Source organism: Robertmurraya beringensis (genome assembly GCF_042433785.1).
Taxonomy (GTDB): Bacteria; Bacillota; Bacilli; order Bacillales; family Cytobacillaceae; genus Robertmurraya_A; species Robertmurraya_A beringensis.
The window spans coordinates 1-15,754 of record NZ_JBHLUU010000002.1 but is presented as its reverse complement, the minus strand read 5'-3'; the positions used below and the strand labels follow the sequence as shown (position 1 = coordinate 15,754).

15 protein-coding genes, 1 tRNA gene, 3 rRNA genes, 1 other RNA gene, 1 pseudogene and 1 other annotated feature are annotated in these 15,754 nt (G+C 39.2%); of the genes and pseudogenes, 16 read left to right on the top strand and 5 right to left on the bottom strand.

Annotated elements, in window-relative coordinates; all coding sequences use genetic code 11:
• Together ACFFHF_RS00400 and rrf are read left to right on the top strand one after the other, a co-directional pair.
• Nucleotides 1-123, top strand: a 23S ribosomal RNA gene (locus ACFFHF_RS00400); the annotation flags it as partial.
• 78 nt (nucleotides 124-201) lie between these two features.
• Nucleotides 202-317 (top strand): 5S ribosomal RNA (rrf, locus tag ACFFHF_RS00395).
• 123 nt (nucleotides 318-440) lie between these two features.
• On the opposite strand, the gene ACFFHF_RS00390 is transcribed toward rrf, so the two are convergent.
• The gene (locus ACFFHF_RS00390; RefSeq protein WP_340901701.1) at nucleotides 441-1,397 is read right to left on the bottom strand and encodes a YaaC family protein; all 957 of its coding nucleotides are present in this window, start codon (nucleotides 1,395-1,397) and stop codon (nucleotides 441-443) included.
• A 111-nt stretch (nucleotides 1,398-1,508) separates the two neighbouring features.
• Here ACFFHF_RS00390 and guaB point away from each other — a divergent pair, with 111 nt between their 5' ends.
• The 6 genes from guaB to ACFFHF_RS00360 all read left to right on the top strand — a co-directional run bounded on the left by guaB (nucleotide 1,509) and on the right by ACFFHF_RS00360 (nucleotide 7,948).
• Nucleotides 1,509-2,975, top strand: coding sequence for an IMP dehydrogenase (guaB, locus tag ACFFHF_RS00385; RefSeq protein WP_160549649.1), 1,467 nt, complete (start codon nucleotides 1,509-1,511; stop codon nucleotides 2,973-2,975).
• Nucleotides 2,976-3,148: 173 nt separating this feature from the next.
• Complete coding sequence (locus ACFFHF_RS00380; protein WP_377057363.1) at nucleotides 3,149-4,477, top strand: serine hydrolase; 1,329 nt, start codon at nucleotides 3,149-3,151, stop codon at nucleotides 4,475-4,477.
• 190 nt (nucleotides 4,478-4,667) lie between these two features.
• A complete protein-coding gene (gene pdxS, locus ACFFHF_RS00375; RefSeq protein ID WP_160549648.1) occupies nucleotides 4,668-5,549 on the top strand; it encodes a pyridoxal 5'-phosphate synthase lyase subunit PdxS in 882 nt (293 codons plus the stop codon).
• Between the two features lie 10 nt (nucleotides 5,550-5,559).
• Nucleotides 5,560-6,138 (top strand): pyridoxal 5'-phosphate synthase glutaminase subunit PdxT, encoded by a 579-nt coding sequence (pdxT, locus tag ACFFHF_RS00370; protein ID WP_160549654.1) that lies wholly within the window; start codon nucleotides 5,560-5,562, stop codon nucleotides 6,136-6,138.
• A gap of 58 nt (nucleotides 6,139-6,196) precedes the next feature.
• Nucleotides 6,197-6,417: a binding site (T-box leader), on the top strand.
• A gap of 50 nt (nucleotides 6,418-6,467) precedes the next feature.
• Entirely contained in the window at nucleotides 6,468-7,742 is a 1,275-nt protein-coding gene (serS, locus tag ACFFHF_RS00365; protein WP_160549647.1) for a serine--tRNA ligase, read from the top strand.
• A 113-nt stretch (nucleotides 7,743-7,855) separates the two neighbouring features.
• Nucleotides 7,856-7,948: transfer RNA gene (locus ACFFHF_RS00360), tRNA-Ser, on the top strand.
• A 115-nt stretch (nucleotides 7,949-8,063) separates the two neighbouring features.
• Here ACFFHF_RS00360 and ACFFHF_RS00355 read toward each other — a convergent pair.
• From ACFFHF_RS00355 to ACFFHF_RS00335, 4 genes and pseudogenes are all read right to left on the bottom strand, one after another.
• Nucleotides 8,064-8,732, bottom strand: a complete 669-nt coding sequence (locus tag ACFFHF_RS00355) for a deoxynucleoside kinase (protein WP_377057362.1) — start codon at nucleotides 8,730-8,732, stop codon at nucleotides 8,064-8,066.
• The gene (locus ACFFHF_RS00350; RefSeq protein WP_160549646.1) at nucleotides 8,716-9,369 is read right to left on the bottom strand and encodes a deoxynucleoside kinase; all 654 of its coding nucleotides are present in this window, start codon (nucleotides 9,367-9,369) and stop codon (nucleotides 8,716-8,718) included. The genes ACFFHF_RS00355 and ACFFHF_RS00350 overlap by 17 nt, the downstream gene beginning before the upstream one ends.
• A 186-nt stretch (nucleotides 9,370-9,555) precedes the next feature.
• Nucleotides 9,556-10,059: pseudogene (locus tag ACFFHF_RS00345) on the bottom strand (glycosyl hydrolase family 18 protein); the annotation flags it as partial.
• A gap of 200 nt (nucleotides 10,060-10,259) precedes the next feature.
• Entirely contained in the window at nucleotides 10,260-10,799 is a 540-nt protein-coding gene (locus ACFFHF_RS00335) for a cysteine hydrolase family protein (RefSeq protein ID WP_160549644.1), read from the bottom strand.
• Between the two features lie 105 nt (nucleotides 10,800-10,904).
• On the opposite strand from ACFFHF_RS00335, the gene tadA reads away from it, so the two are divergent.
• The 8 genes from tadA to ACFFHF_RS00295 all read left to right on the top strand — a co-directional run.
• Nucleotides 10,905-11,405 (top strand): tRNA adenosine(34) deaminase TadA, encoded by a 501-nt coding sequence (tadA, locus tag ACFFHF_RS00330; RefSeq protein ID WP_160549653.1) that lies wholly within the window; start codon nucleotides 10,905-10,907, stop codon nucleotides 11,403-11,405.
• 93 nt (nucleotides 11,406-11,498) lie between these two features.
• Nucleotides 11,499-11,763: signal recognition particle sRNA large type (ffs, locus tag ACFFHF_RS00325), an RNA gene on the top strand.
• 146 nt (nucleotides 11,764-11,909) lie between these two features.
• A complete protein-coding gene (gene dnaX, locus ACFFHF_RS00320) occupies nucleotides 11,910-13,622 on the top strand; it encodes a DNA polymerase III subunit gamma/tau (RefSeq protein ID WP_377057361.1) in 1,713 nt (570 codons plus the stop codon).
• Nucleotides 13,623-13,643: 21 nt separating this feature from the next.
• Nucleotides 13,644-13,964 carry a YbaB/EbfC family nucleoid-associated protein gene (locus tag ACFFHF_RS00315; protein ID WP_066060132.1) on the top strand — a complete coding sequence of 107 codons (321 nt, stop codon included), beginning with the start codon at nucleotides 13,644-13,646 and terminating at the stop codon, nucleotides 13,962-13,964.
• Between the two features lie 14 nt (nucleotides 13,965-13,978).
• The gene (gene recR / locus ACFFHF_RS00310) at nucleotides 13,979-14,575 is read left to right on the top strand and encodes a recombination mediator RecR (RefSeq protein WP_066060135.1); all 597 of its coding nucleotides are present in this window, start codon (nucleotides 13,979-13,981) and stop codon (nucleotides 14,573-14,575) included.
• Between the two features lie 14 nt (nucleotides 14,576-14,589).
• On the top strand, nucleotides 14,590-14,808 hold the full coding sequence (locus ACFFHF_RS00305; protein WP_160549642.1) for a YaaL family protein: 219 nt from the start codon (nucleotides 14,590-14,592) through the stop codon (nucleotides 14,806-14,808).
• 72 nt (nucleotides 14,809-14,880) lie between these two features.
• Nucleotides 14,881-15,144 carry a pro-sigmaK processing inhibitor BofA family protein gene (locus ACFFHF_RS00300; protein ID WP_340901719.1) on the top strand — a complete coding sequence of 88 codons (264 nt, stop codon included), beginning with the start codon at nucleotides 14,881-14,883 and terminating at the stop codon, nucleotides 15,142-15,144.
• Nucleotides 15,145-15,445: 301 nt separating this feature from the next.
• Nucleotides 15,446-15,754, top strand: a 16S ribosomal RNA gene (locus ACFFHF_RS00295); the annotation flags it as partial.

The window sequence follows — 15,754 nt, the reverse complement described above, 5'->3', positions numbered from 1 at the left end:
GATGAGATTTCCCATAGCGCAAGCTAGTAAGATCCCTGAAAGATGATCAGGTTGATAGGTCAGAGGTGGAAGCGCGGCGACGTGTGGAGCTGACTGATACTAATCGATCGAGGACTTAACCAAATATAGATGAAACGTATTTCTTTCTTCTTCATTCATTATCTAGTTTTGAAGGAATGATTTTCTTCAACTGAATACAAGTCTAGTGGCGATAGCGAAAAGGTCACACCCGTTCCCATACCGAACACGGAAGTTAAGCTTTTCAGCGCCGATGGTAGTTGAGGGTTTCCCTCTGTGAGAGTAGGACGTCGCTAGGCAAAGAAAAAAGCACCTGAGTGGGTGCTTTTTTGTTATATAAAGATAAGATAGTATAAGATTTTCTACTTAGAGAATTGTCTAGCTCCAGCGCCCCTAACGCCTAGTGTCCTTCGCTTTTCTTATTATTTCTTCATCATTAAATATTGATAAACAAGAAAGGGGCCTTTGTCTAAGCTGACTTGTAAGAATGATTGAATGAAAGGGAAGTCCTTATTTGGCATGGTCTTTACTAACTCACTCCACCACTCCGTTTCGTAGCGGGCAATCATACTTAGGTTATATAGCAGTAAATAATGAATAAGTAATTCATTGTATTGAAGTAAATCTCCTTTTGTCAAAGAAAGGGAGAAATGATTGTCTACCAGATTATATTTTAATATAGAAAAGGATGATAACTTTTTTCCAGCTAAGTGAAAACAAAGGTTGTCATTCAAATGATTACTACATAAGAAATCGCCATTCGTTTTTGTTTGGAAAAACTCTGTAAATCGATCACTAGTCATATGAAAGGTATCAAGAGCGGACTCAGGGATGTGAATGTCTGTTCCTTTATTCTCAACCGGTAAGAAAGTTCTCTTTCCTACGAGCTCTTCAAAAAGACTAGTAAGCTCTGGAATTTGCATTAAGAGATCATTCATTGTCGTTTTTTCCCCTTCCAATTGTTTCATGTGAAACAATCTTTCTCCAATATGAGGAAACAATCCTGTCTTCTGAAACTTCACTTCATCCTGAAAAAAATGATATTGCTGCTTTTTTCTCTTCCTAGTTGAAACTCCATGAGCAAGTACAGAGGTCGTTTCAGGATAATTTGGGTCTACAGTTAAAATACATGCTTTCAATAAGTGAACGAGACCATAGAAGATCAGAATAGGCTGGATGATGAGTGGTGAGTTCCTTGCCTGTTCATAATATACCTGACCGTGTTCAAGATAATAAATAAAGGGGTAGCAGTTTTCATAACTTTTTTGTTCGGCATCTGAAAGCTCTAAAGATTGATAACACTTTTTTAAATAATGCTGTGTCGAATCGGCTGAAAAAAAGAGTGAAAATGAGTGCAAATTGGCATAAGGGAAAATCAAATTCGTAACCTCCAAATTAATTGAAAAATCAAACATATTGAACAGTTCTTGACAGTATTTTAACCAATTGATAACCTACTAATAATATTTTCGAGTAGGGGGGCAATATTTATGTGGGAAAATAAGTTTGTTAAAGAGGGTTTAACCTTCGACGATGTATTGTTAGTGCCTGCAAAATCAGAAGTACTTCCTAGAGATGTGAGTTTACAAGTTCACTTAACAGAAAAAATCAAGCTAAACATTCCAATGATTAGCGCAAGTATGGACACAGTAACAGAAGCAGAGATGGCGATTGCTATGGCGAGACAAGGTGGAATTGGTATTATCCATAAAAACATGTCTATTGAACAGCAAGCCGACCAGGTGGACAAGGTTAAACGTTCAGAAAGTGGAGTTATTACGGATCCTTTCTTTTTGACTCCTGATCAACAAGTGTTTGATGCCGAGCATCTTATGGGGAAATACCGAATTTCTGGTGTTCCAATCGTAAATAACGATGAGGAGCAAAAGTTAGTTGGGATCTTAACAAATCGTGATCTACGCTTCATCCAAGACTACTCGATAAAAATTTCGGATGTAATGACAAAAGAAAACTTAGTTACAGCTCCTGTGGGAACAACTTTAGAAGAAGCTGAAAGCATTTTACAAAAGTATAAAATCGAGAAACTTCCACTGGTTGATAGTGAAGGAGTACTTAAAGGATTAATTACGATTAAAGATATTGAGAAAGTAATCGAATTCCCTAATTCGGCAAAAGATGAGCAAGGTCGTTTATTGGTTGGTGCAGCAGTAGGTGTAACAACAGATACAATGAAACGCGCTGAGATGCTAGTAAGAGCTCAAGTAGATGTGCTGGTTATAGATACTGCTCATGGTCACTCTAAAGGCGTTATTGACATGGTCAGATCTATTAGAGAGGCATTCCCGGAAATAGCCATCATTGCAGGGAATGTAGCGACAGCAGAAGCAACAAGAGAGCTAATCGAAGCTGGGGCAGATATCGTGAAAGTGGGTATTGGACCAGGATCTATCTGTACAACAAGAGTAGTTGCAGGTGTAGGTGTACCGCAAATCACAGCAGTATACGATTGTGCAACAGAAGCTAGAAAGCATGGAAAAGCAGTTATCGCTGATGGAGGAATTAAATACTCTGGAGATATTGTAAAAGCTTTAGCAGCTGGTGGACATGCTGTTATGCTTGGAAGCTTATTAGCTGGTGTGACAGAAAGCCCAGGAGAAACAGAAATCTTCCAAGGCAGACGTTTCAAAGTCTACCGTGGTATGGGTTCAGTAGCAGCAATGGAAAAGGGGTCAAAGGACCGTTATTTCCAAGAAGACAATAAGAAGTTTGTTCCAGAGGGTATAGAAGGACGCCTTCCATACAAGGGACCATTAACAGATACGATTTACCAATTGGTTGGTGGATTACGTTCTGGAATGGGGTATTGTGGAACAAAGAATTTACAAGAACTCAGAGAAAACTCAAAGTTCATTCGAATGACAGGAGCAGGTCTTCGTGAAAGTCATCCACATGATGTTCAAATCACGAAAGAAGCACCTAACTACTCACTTTCTTAAGATTTCCTGAGACTTTAGAACGAAGAGATTACAAGTATTTTTACAAGACAGAGTGACCTTTCTCTGTCTATTTTTTTTGTAATTTATATGGTAAACTGTACAAGGTGCAAAAAATATAGAATCATGTCGAAATGATTTTAATAGAGTAATTGACAAAGATGGAGGTAAGTTCATTGTATCGTTTAAAAAACATTTCAATCTGGGTAATGACCTTGACAATAGCATTCACATTATCGTTTGCAACAAGTGTATCACCCGTAAAGGCAGAAGAGGATCCACTTGGAATTACGGCGGAAGCAGCCATTCTACTTGATGCAGAGACTGGGAAGATTCTTTATGCAAAAAATATAGATGTTGTCCTAGGTGTGGCATCTATGTCGAAAATGATGACCGAATACCTGCTACTTGAAGCCATTGCTGAAGGTAAGATTAAATGGGATCAAAAAGTAAAAATTAACGCGTATGTTCATGAACTATCAGCAGCGCCTGGTCTATCCAATGTTGGGTTAACTGAAGGAGAAGATTATACGGTTGAAGAGCTTTATCAAGCAATGGCCATTCATTCTGGGAATGCTGCCACGGTTGCTTTAGCAGAATTAATGGCGGGTTCTGAAACAAATTTCATCACACTTATGAATAAAAAGGCTGAAGAACTACAATTAGAGGATTATAAGTTTGTCAATTCGAGCGGACTTAATAACAGCAGTTTGTTAGGGAATCACCCAGCTGGTGGGGCTGATGAAGAAAATGTGATGTCAGCTAGAGCAACAGCTAAGCTTGCTTACCATTTAATTAATGATTATCCTGAGGTCATTGAAACAGCTAAAATGCCTGAACTTCAATTCAGAGATGGTCGAACATATAAGAACTTTAACTGGATGCTCCCAGGTCTTATTTTTGAATATACAGGGGTAGATGGATTAAAGACCGGCTCAACTGACTTTGCTGGTGCTGGGTTTACCGCAACCGCTGAGAAAGATGGACAACGTGTGATTGCAGTTGTGATGAAAGCTGCAACAAAGGACGAACGTTTTACAGAAATGAGAAAAATATTAGATTATGCGTTCGGTAACTTTACGGAAGAAGAAATAGTTAAAGAAGGATATCAAGTTAAGGGACAAAAAACGTTACCCGTAACAAAAGGGAAAGAAGACGAGGTATCTATTGAGTCAAAGGAAAGCATCTCCATGGTTGTTAAAAATGGAGAAAAGGACCAATACAAAACGGTCTTAAAATTGGATGAAGATAAGTTGAATGAAGACGGAGAGCTAACAGCTCCAGTAAAAAAAGGTGATAAGGTAGGAACACTCACGATTGAGCCTATCGAAGGTGAAGGGTTAGGGTTCCTAACTGAATCTGGCCAAAAGCAAATTACGGTTGATGTGATCGCTACAGAGGATGTAGAAAAAGCCAACTGGTTTGTTTTAATGATGCGCGGAGTTGGGGGCTTTTTTGGAAACCTATGGGACAGTGCCTCTTCAGCTGTTAAAGGAATATTTTAAATAAAGAGATTATTTCCTCGTAAATAAGAGCTTCCTGTCTTGACAGGAAGCTCTTTTTATTGTTTATTTACGAATAGGGAAAAAGATTAATTTCGATTGAATTCGTTATGCTTTCCTTTTTTTAGTAGCTACATATGGAGACATAATTTACCCATCTAATGTAGATGGTAATAATGAAAGGGGATCAAGTATGAAAACAGGTACAGATCGAGTTAAACGTGGTATGGCAGAAATGCAAAAAGGCGGCGTCATTATGGACGTTGTTAACGCAGAGCAAGCAAAAATTGCTGAAGAAGCAGGTGCGGTTGCAGTTATGGCGCTTGAAAGAGTGCCTTCAGATATTCGTGCGGCTGGTGGAGTAGCTCGTATGGCAGATCCACGCATTATGGAAGAAGTAATGAATGCTGTTTCTATTCCTGTCATGGCTAAAGCACGTATTGGTCATATTGTAGAGGCTCGTATTTTAGAAGCAATGGGTGTTGACTACATTGATGAAAGTGAAGTATTAACACCAGCTGACGAGGAATATCATCTGTACAAGAGTGACTTTACCGTTCCTTTTGTATGTGGATGTCGTGACCTTGGGGAAGCTGCTCGTCGTATTGGTGAAGGAGCTTCTATGCTTCGTACAAAAGGTGAACCAGGAACTGGGAATATCGTAGAGGCTGTTCGTCACATTCGTCAAGTAAATGCTCAAGTACGTAAAGTGGTCGGAATGAATGTGGACGAGCTTATGACAGAAGCTAAGCTTCTAGGAGCGCCATTTGAGCTACTTCTTCAAATTAAGGAGTTAGGACGTTTACCGGTTGTTAACTTCGCAGCTGGTGGGGTTGCAACGCCTGCAGATGCTGCTTTAATGATGGAGCTAGGTGCTGATGGAGTATTCGTAGGATCTGGAATCTTTAAATCAGATAACCCAGCTAAGTTTGCTCGTGCGATTGTAGAAGCAACAACACATTACCAAGACTACAAACTAATTGCTGAGCTTTCAAAGGAGCTTGGAACGCCAATGAAGGGGATTGAAATCTCTTCTTTAGCTCCAGAAGCTCGTATGCAAGACCGTGGATGGTAAGGTGAACAAAATGGTTAAAGTAGGAGTACTAGGCCTTCAGGGGGCTGTACGTGAGCATATACGCTCCATTGAAGAGAGTGGGGCAGAAGCTGTTGTAATCAAAACAAAAGAGCAGCTAGAAGAAGTAGATGGGTTGATTATGCCTGGTGGAGAAAGTACAACGATGCGCCGCTTAATCGATAAGTACGATTTTATGGGGAGCCTTAAGGAGTTTGCGCAGTCAGGAAAACCAATGTTCGGAACTTGTGCAGGACTTATCTTAATGGCGAAGGAGCTTGTTGGTTACGATCAACCTCATATTGGTGCGATGGATGTAAGAGTAGAGCGAAACTCATTTGGACGCCAACGTGAAAGCTTTGAAGCAGATTTAGATATTGCTGGTGTTGGTGAAAACTATCCAGCCGTCTTTATTCGTGCCCCACATATTGTTGCTGCAGGTGAGAATGTTGAAATCCTCGCGAAGCATGAAAATCGCATTGTTTTTGCTAGAGAAGGACAATTCCTTGGTTGCTCCTTTCATCCAGAATTAACGGAAGATCACCGTATCACGCAGTATTTTATCAATATGGTAAAAGAAGCGAAAAAATAAATATAATCCGGTTGCATCTTGGAAATAATTGTAGTAAAGTACTATAAAAATAAATAATTGTAATGCATTGAGAGGAACTAGTAGCAGGAGAGCTATTTTAAAGAGAGCCGATGGTTGGTGGAAATCGGTAAATGGTGCTTGTGAATCCATCCTTGAGTGAAGTATGGAAAGCTTAGATTGTGAGTAAATACTTCCGGTTAAAAACCGTTATTTATTTAAGGTGGAAGGTGAATGATACCTTCAACTAGGGTGGCAACGCGGGTAACTCTCGTCCCTTTTATAGGGACGGGAGTTTTTTGTTTGCTGAAAATGATAAAGGAGGAAGCAATATGTTAGATTTAAAATTTTTGCGTGCTAATTTTGAAGAAGTGAAGGCAAAGCTTCAGCATCGTGGAGAGGATTTAACAGATCTAGGTAAATTTGAAGAGTTGGATCGTACTCGTAGAGAGTTAATTTTAGAAGTAGAGCAGTTGAAAAGTAAGCGTAACGAAGTTTCTCAACAAGTGGCAGTACTTAAGAGAGAAAAGAAGGATGCAGATCAATTAATTGCTGAGATGAAAGAAGTAGGAGATAAAATTAAAGGATTAGATGATCATTTACGAGACGTGGAGGAAACATTGGAAAAGCTTCTACTTAGCATTCCGAATATCCCGCATGAAAGTGTTCCTGTTGGTGAAACAGAGGATGATAACGTTGAGATTCGTAAATGGGGAGAGATTCCTAGCTTTGAATTTGAACCAAAGCCGCATTGGGATGTAGCAGATGGTCTTGGAATCGTTGACTTTGAACGAGCGGGCAAAGTGACGGGAAGCCGTTTCGTTTTTTATAAGGGTTTAGGTGCTAAATTAGAGCGTGCCTTGTTTAATTTTATGCTTGATTTGCATACAGAAGAGCATGGTTATGAAGAGGTTCTACCTCCGTACATTGTAAACCGTGCAAGTATGACTGGAACTGGACAGCTTCCGAAATTTGAAGAAGATGCCTTCCGAATTGAAAGCGAGGATTTTTTCTTAATTCCAACAGCAGAAGTTCCCGTAACGAATTTACATCGTGATGAAATTTTAAGTAGTGAGGATTTACCTATTAACTATGCAGCCTTTAGCGCATGTTTCCGTTCTGAGGCAGGATCTGCAGGTAGAGATACAAGAGGTTTGATTCGCCAACATCAGTTTAACAAAGTGGAGCTTGTAAAGTTTGTTAAGCCAGAGTATTCTTACGAAGAGCTTGAAAAATTAACAGGTCATGCGGAAAAGGTATTACAGCTTTTGGGACTTCCATATCGTGTATTAAGCATGTGTACGGGAGATCTTGGCTTTACGGCAGCGAAGAAATACGATATTGAAGTTTGGATTCCGAGTTATGAAACGTATCGTGAGATTTCTTCTTGTAGTAACTTTGAGAGCTTCCAAGCACGTCGAGCTAATATTCGTTTTAGACGTGAAGCGAAAGGAAAACCAGAGGCTGTGCATACACTGAACGGTTCAGGTCTAGCAATTGGTCGTACGGTGGCGGCGATCCTAGAAAACTTCCAGCAAGCGGATGGCAGTGTGGTCATTCCAGAAGTGTTACGTCCGTATATGGGGAACCGTGAAGTGATAAAATAAGACTAACGGTTGTAAATTAAGCGGGTGGAACATCAACATCCGCTTGATATTTTTTGAATAATAGTTGACTTCATTTTTTGTACATGCTATATTATAACTTGTCGATGAGATACGGAGGTATACCCAAGTCCGGCTGAAGGGATCGGTCTTGAAAACCGACAGGCGGGTCAAACCGCGCGGGGGTTCGAATCCCTCTACCTCCTCCATCTAATTGAAATGAACCATTGCGCATAAAATGGAGATTGAAAACCGCTTGTGATATCACAGCGGTTTTTTTGCGTTTAAAAATTATAATAAAAAAATCGCTGAAAAATTCAGCGATTATCTTTTTAGTAATTGTGATTGTTTTATATGATTGGCAATACGTTCGATCACTGGTTCAATGGAGGACTCGTCATCCCTGATGTCATATTCATTAATATTAATTCGTAACACGGGACATGCCGAGAATGAGTTAATCCAATCTTCATAACGTTGATGCATTTCATTCCAGTAATCAATTGGTGTTTGCTGTTCCATTGGGCGTCCACGCTCTTTAATTCGACAGATAATGTCATCAATGGATCCCTCTAGATAAATAAGTAGATCTGGATGAGGGAAATACGGTGTCATGACCATGGCTTCGAAAAGACTTGTATATGTCTCATAATCTACCTTAGACATCGTACCTTTTTCAAAATGCATTTTTGCAAAAATACCCGTATCTTCATAAATCGAACGGTCTTGAATAAATCCACCGCCATACTCGAAGATACGCTTTTGCTCTTTAAATCGCTCTGCAAGGAAGTATACTTGCAAGTGAAAGCTCCATCTAGTAAAGTTCGCATAAAATTTATCTAAATAAGGATTCGTATCTACTTTTTCAAAGGAGGTACGAAAATCAAGTGCATTAGCAAGAGCGTTCGTCATCGTAGACTTCCCAACTCCTACTGTCCCTGCAATCGTAATAACAGAGTTAGCAGGTATTCCGTATTTAGTTCGAAGGTTCATGATTACATACTCCTTTTTCTAACGATGTGGTTAACTGGTTGATAATCTTGTCTAGGTCACTCTTATTTTTTATAAAGTCTAGCTCGTCTCCATTAAAACGTAAAACAGGGATTTCAGGATGCAATTTTTCAAATTCACTTATTGCATGATCATAATCGATTGATAATTGCTCAAGATAAAGAGGGCTTATATTCTTCTCAATTTCCCGACCGCGCATTTTTATCCGCGATAAAAGGGTGTCCAAACTAGCATGTAAATAGATAATGACGTTTGGTTTTGGCATATCTCTAGTTAATATTTGGTAAATATTAAAATACTTATCATACTCTTCCGTACTAAGTGTACGCTGAGCAAAAATGAGATTCTTAAATATATGATAATCGGCTACGACCGGCTCGTTTTTGGTAAGATATAACTTCTGTATATCACCGAGTTGCTTGTATCGGTTACATAAGAAAAACATCTCGGTTTGAAAGCTCCACTCTTCAATGTTTTCATAAAACTTCCCTAAAAATGGGTTTTCATCAACGATCTCTCGAAGTAATGCAAATTGGAAGTGATCAGAAATCACCTTGGCTAATGATGTTTTGCCCACACCAATTGGCCCCTCTACCGTGATAAAAGGCGTTTCCCCCATGGCTTGTCCTCCTTACAGCACCACTACCTAAGGTGGTATTTCCGTCTATATTAAAATAATTATTTTTATGAGACAAAGACCATTTTATCACATATAGGTCTAATAGGAATATGGAATTATTTCTTGTTTCCCATATTGAAAATTTTAGTAAAAAAATAGCAGCCCTAATAGCTGCTATCGTTACGCTTATCTTTTTACAACATTAAAGTTTTCTACAATGAGTAACCAGTTTTGTGGAAAAGCGAGTCCGAGCTTCCAGTAGCTCATTCCACGAAGGTTTAACTCTTTAATCAAGTCGAATTTTGCTTGAATCGAACGGGCGTCTTCGAACCAAACTTCATGTTGCTTACCTTCTTTGTCCCTGTATTTAAAAAAGGGTGCTTGAGCCGTAGTATCATACTGAATGGCAACATTATTCGTTGCAGCAAGTTGGATCGCTTGCTGAGGACTTACAGCTTTTGCTACCGTTCCTTGGACAAATGGAAGCGTCCAATCATAACCATATAAGTTCTGACCCATCATGATTTTTGAAGCAGGCATTTCTGTTAACGCATATTCAATGACCTTTCTTACAGGACCAATAGGGGACACAGCCATAACTGGACCACCGCTATAACCCCACTCATAGGTCATAATAACAACAAAGTCAACAATTTCCCCATGCGCTCGATAATCATGAGCCTCATACCATTAAATCATTTACCGTTGTGGAATAGGCTTGAGCAATTCCATAAAGCGATTGGTTTGGCTGCACGACATGAATTTGCATGTTTTTCCCTTCTAGATGAATCGAGCAAACCATAAGAATAATGGTGTACACTCCAAATCGTGATAGATTGAACGCTATCACCATCTTATGAAGGAAAAGAGTTATTCAAGTTACATAATTCTTATAGAGGATCAATCTTGCCTTTTAAAACATTTTTAATCATTTTTAATGAGTACTCATTGTCTTGGTCATCAGCAGAAGCAATTGCATTGTGTGGAACATGTATGGAATATTCCCTCATATATGCATCATTTGCAGTAAAAAGTACACATATGTTCCCGGCAATTCCTGTAATGACCAGATTACGTACATTCAGTTGGTATAGTAGGGTATTTAGTGCGGTACCAAAAAAAGCGGAATGCTTTGGTTTTATTAGAAAAAGATCGTCCGGGTTCGGTTGGATGATATGAATAATTTCTTTACTTAAGGAGTTTTCACAATAATTGATGATACGTGTAACATCTGCTTGCCAGAGATTATAATGGTCATTTATATAAATGATGGGCTGCTTGTCTTTTGTAAACTGTTCCTTTAGTTTTTGGATATTTTTCGCAATTGGTAATGTTTTTTTTGCTAGCACTTCACCATTGCTGAAGTCAAAGTTATTTATCATATCAATAATTAAAAGAGCGGTTTGGCAAGTATTTTCGGGTGTGTCCATAAACGATCATCACTTCCTTTTTTCTTCATTAGCGTGCGAAGGTTGTATTTTTCTATACATTTGGAGATGATGAATAAAATGAATTGAAAGGATTTATATGTGAAAATGAATGATGAAACATATATGTTGGAAGCAATAAAGGAAGCGAAAAAGGCAGAAGAGCTGCAGGAAGTACCCATAGGAGCCGTGATCGTCATCAATGATCAAATTGTGGCAAGAGCTCATAATCTGAGAGAAACCAAACAGAGTGCGGTTGCTCATGCAGAATTGCTTGCTATAGAAAAGGCTTGTGAGGAAATGGGGACATGGAGGCTTGAAGGTGCAACTCTATATGTAACGTTGGAGCCATGTCCGATGTGTGCTGGAGCGATTATTATGTCACGAGTAGAAAAGGTTGTATTTGGAGCAAGTGACCCAAAAGGTGGGTGTGCCGGAACATTTATGAACTTATTATCTGACGAAAGATTTAATCATCAAAGTGATGTGTGCTCTGGTGTGCTCGAAAAGGAATGTGGTGAACTATTAAGTAATTTCTTTCGAAGCATCCGACTAAAGAAGAAAGAAGAAAAAAAGAAAAGAAATGACGCGAAAATCAACTTACAGTAATTTACAGTTGTAAAACGTTGATTTTTAACAGGAAAGAAAGTATACTAAATTATGCGTCGTCAGTGACGCACTTTAAATTAGGTTTCAATTTTGCCGTGCTAGGTGGGGAGGTAGCGGTGCCCTGTACTCGCAATCCGCTCTAGCGAGACTGAATCCCTTCCCGAGGCTGGTTGCCTGTAGGGTCTGCCTTAAGCAAGTGGTGTTGACGCCCGGGTCCTGCGCAATGGGAATCCATGAACCATGTCAGGTCCGGAAGGAAGCAGCATTAAGTGGACGCTCCCATGTGCCGCGGGGTTGCCTGGGCCGAGCTAACTACTTAAGTAACGCTTATGGGCGCCAGTCGACGGAAGGTGCACGGCAGTTAAATACTAATAGCAAACTCATCTCTTCTATAAAGAGGTGAGTTTTTTGCATATCTAGTTGAAGATTTCTTAAACAGCCTTTGTAAAAAGGATTTTCTTTACGTTATAATAATAAGGACCATATATAGGAGGGGGCTTGTCTGTGGCTTACCAAGCTCTATATCGTGTTTGGCGTCCTCAAACATTTATTGATGTTGTTGGACAAGAACATGTAACAAAGACTTTGCAAAACGCCCTGCTTCAGCAGAAAATCTCACATGCATATTTATTTTCTGGACCAAGAGGAACGGGGAAAACAAGTGCAGCAAAGATTTTTGCAAAAGCGGTTAACTGTGAAAATTCGCCCGCAAACGAACCATGTAACGTGTGTCCTGCTTGCTTAGGTATTACGGATGGATCGATTCCAGATGTCATTGAAATAGATGCGGCTTCTAACAATGGGGTCGAGGAGATAAGGGATATAAGGGACAAAGTGAAATTTGCACCAAGTTCTGTGAAGTATAAGGTCTATATCGTTGATGAAGTCCATATGCTTTCTATCGGAGCTTTTAATGCCTTACTTAAGACTCTGGAGGAACCGCCAAGACATGTCATCTTTATACTAGCTACAACAGAGCCTCATAAAATTCCTCTGACCATTATCTCAAGATGTCAGCGGTTTGATTTTAAGAGGATATCTGCTCAATCGATTGTCAATCGGATGAAAACAATCGTGGACGAAACAGGTGTTCGCTATGAGGAAAAAGCGCTACAAGTCGTTGCGAGAGCAGCAGAAGGTGGAATGCGTGATGCACTTAGTTTACTTGATCAGGCCATTTCGTTTAGCCGTGATGAGGTAACAGTTGAAGATGCATTAACCGTTACAGGTTCTGTTTCTCAAGGGTTGTTAAACCAGTTAGCAACAGCTATAAAAGAAAGAGATGCAGCAAAAGCATTGGAAGCGCTAGAGGAGTTATTATTTTTAGGTAAGGATCCTTCAAGATTTATTGAGGATTTTATCCTTTATTACCGCGATATGCTTCTCTTTAAGGCCGCGCCAAATTTAGAAGAATCATTCGAACGAGTATTACTTGATGAAGATTTTAAACAAATAGCCGAAGCTGTTAACCAAGAAGATATTTATCAAATTATAGAGACGTTAAATAAATCTCAACAAGAGATGCGCTGGACAAACCATCCTCGCATATTTTTAGAAGTAGCAGTAGTGAAACTTTGCCAAATGAAAGTTAGCGATAATGGTAAACAAACTAGTTCTATTGAGATTGATTCTTTGTTGAGTAAAATATCTAGCCTTGAGGAACAACTATCAGATCTTAGGAAAAATGGTATTGCGGTAACGAATGATCCAGCTGCTAATACAGCGAGTCAAGCAAAACCAGCTCGTACCTCACGAAGAGGGTTTCAGGCCCCTACAGGGAAAATAAATGAGATCCTGAAGAGTGCCACAAAACCTGATTTAACGCTTGTAAAAAGCAAATGGGGAGAATTGTTAGGAAAACTTGTATATAATCAAATGAGATCACAAGCGGCATTACTAAATGAGGCAGAACCAGTAGCAGCTTCAACTACCGCATTAGTGATTAGTTTTAAATATGAGATTCATTGTCAAATGGCGATGGATAACGATCGATTCTTAGTGGTCTTATCCGATTTAACGCAAGAATTAGTAGGCCGCCGTTTATCCGTTGTCGGAGTCCCTGAGGAACAATGGCAGACGATCCGTGCTGGATTTATTAAAACAAACCGTGATGGGGAATCTGATCAAGGGGATGCAGAAAAAGAGAATGAAGAAGACCCAGTTGTTTCAGAAGCTATCAAACTTTTTGGAAGCGAACTAGTTGAAATTAAAGAATAAATGACATGGAGGATGAAAAAGATGCGTGGAATGGGTAATATGCAAAATATGATGAAACAAATGCAAAAGATGCAAAAGAAAATGGCTCAAGCTCAAGAGGAGCTAGGAGAAAAGAGAATTGAAGGAACTGCTGGTGGAGGAATGGTAACAGTCATTGTTTCCGGACATAAGGAAGTTCTTGAAGTAAATATTAAAGAAGAAGTAGTAGATCCAGAAGATATTGATATGCTTCAAGATTTAGTACTTGCTGCTACAAACGATGCCCTTAAGAAGGCGGAAGAACTAACCAACAATACGATGGGACAATTCACTAAAGGAATGAACCTTCCTGGAATGTTCTAATAGGGGGTTAAAAAGTGCATTATCCTGAACCAATTTCAAAGCTTATAGATAGCTTTATGAAACTGCCAGGGATCGGTCCGAAAACGGCTGCTCGACTGGCGTTTTTTGTGCTAAGTATGAAGGAAGACACAGTCCTTGATTTTGCAAAGGCACTTGTTAATGCGAAAAGAAATTTAAGTTATTGTTCGGTTTGTGGACATATAACCGATCAAGATCCTTGCTATATTTGTGAGGACCAAAGACGAGATCGAAGAATCATTTGTGTTGTGCAAGATCCAAAAGATGTAATAGCTATGGAAAAAATGAAAGAATATAGTGGGCTATATCACGTACTTCATGGAGCGATATCACCAATGGATGGTATTGGACCAGAAGATATTAATATTCCTGATTTATTAAAAAGGCTACAAGATGAAGAAGTTCAAGAAATCATACTAGCTACAAATCCAAATATTGAGGGTGAAGCAACCGCTATGTATATTTCACGCTTACTTAAGCCAACAGGTATCAAGATCACTCGTATTGCACATGGTCTACCAGTAGGTGGGGATTTGGAATATGCAGATGAAGTCACGCTATCAAAAGCACTGGAAGGAAGAAGAGAAGTATAAAGTGGGGAATGAATATGTTTTTTCGACGTAAGGGTTGGTTAAGGAAAGAATATAATGATCAACTTATCTCTCAAATGGAGCAGCTTAAAACAAGCTGGAATAATCAGAAGGCGTTGTTAAACAAAAGCTTCGACCCCTCAGAAGATATTATTTGTCAGACTAAGGTTGCTGAAGCTAAATACTTTTTCCTCTTTAAAGAAGCTAAGCATAGAAATATTAAGATTGACCGGTAAATAACATCACGTTCTTTTTCTATTAGCTTGTACATATATTGTAACTACAAGTGATAAGAGGAGGATCAAACTGTGGAGCCGGTAATTGTTATTTCTATTTTGGGTGGACTAATTGTTTTATTACTTATGATGGGCACACCGTTGAAACCAATTCGTACAGTAGGACAAGGCTTAATCAAAATATTGATAGGAGCATTATTTCTATTCTTCCTTAATGCGTTTGGGAATCAGTTTAATATACATGTGCCTATCAATTTAATGACTTCTGCTATATCAGGCTTTTTAGGTCTACCTGGTTTGGCAGCTTTAGTGGCCGTTCAACTATGGATTTTATAAGCCGAAAAAATAAATCACTTTAGCGGTGGTTTATTTTTTTGATAATAAAATAAAAAAATGTATTTTTATTGTTGACCTGATAATTGAATGGTGATAATATAGTTTAAGTCGCCACGAGGTAATGAAAAAATAACTTAAAAAAGTTATTGACATTATGAAGTGGAACTGATATTATAATTAAGTCGCCTACGAGCGACAATGATTGTTCTTTGAAAACTAAACAAATCATACGTCAACAAAAATGATTAGTGTTGAAAAATACACTAGCCAACGTTTTAACTTTAAGAGCTAATCTTACTCTTTATTGGAGAGTTTGATCCTGGCTCAGGACGAACGCTGGCGGCGTGCCTAATACATGCAAGTCGAGCGAATCTTTGGGAGCTTGCTCCCAAAGATTAGCGGCGGACGGGTGAGTAACACGTGGGCAACCTGCCTATGAGACTGGGATAACTCCGGGAAACCGGGGCTAATACCAGATAATTTTTTTCTACACATGTAGAAAAGCTGAAAGATGGTTTCGGCTATCACTCATAGATGGGCCCGCGGCGCATTAGCTAGTTGGTGAGGTAACGGCTCACCAAGGCGACGATGCGTAGCCGACCTGAGAGGG

Coding starts and splice junctions, on each gene's coding strand:
- guaB (WP_160549649.1), top strand. CDS start 1,509: ATGTGGGAAAATAAGTTTGTTAAAGAGGGTTTAACCTTCGACGATGTA.
- pdxS (WP_160549648.1), top strand. CDS start 4,668: ATGAAAACAGGTACAGATCGAGTTAAACGTGGTATGGCAGAAATGCAA.
- pdxT (WP_160549654.1), top strand. CDS start 5,560: ATGGTTAAAGTAGGAGTACTAGGCCTTCAGGGGGCTGTACGTGAGCAT.
- serS (WP_160549647.1), top strand. CDS start 6,468: ATGTTAGATTTAAAATTTTTGCGTGCTAATTTTGAAGAAGTGAAGGCA.
- ACFFHF_RS00355 (WP_377057362.1), bottom strand. CDS start 8,732: ATGAACCTTCGAACTAAATACGGAATACCTGCTAACTCTGTTATTACG.
- ACFFHF_RS00350 (WP_160549646.1), bottom strand. CDS start 9,369: ATGGGGGAAACGCCTTTTATCACGGTAGAGGGGCCAATTGGTGTGGGC.
- ACFFHF_RS00335 (WP_160549644.1), bottom strand. CDS start 10,799: ATGGACACACCCGAAAATACTTGCCAAACCGCTCTTTTAATTATTGAT.
- tadA (WP_160549653.1), top strand. CDS start 10,905: ATGAATGATGAAACATATATGTTGGAAGCAATAAAGGAAGCGAAAAAG.
- ACFFHF_RS00315 (WP_066060132.1), top strand. CDS start 13,644: ATGCGTGGAATGGGTAATATGCAAAATATGATGAAACAAATGCAAAAG.
- ACFFHF_RS00305 (WP_160549642.1), top strand. CDS start 14,590: ATGTTTTTTCGACGTAAGGGTTGGTTAAGGAAAGAATATAATGATCAA.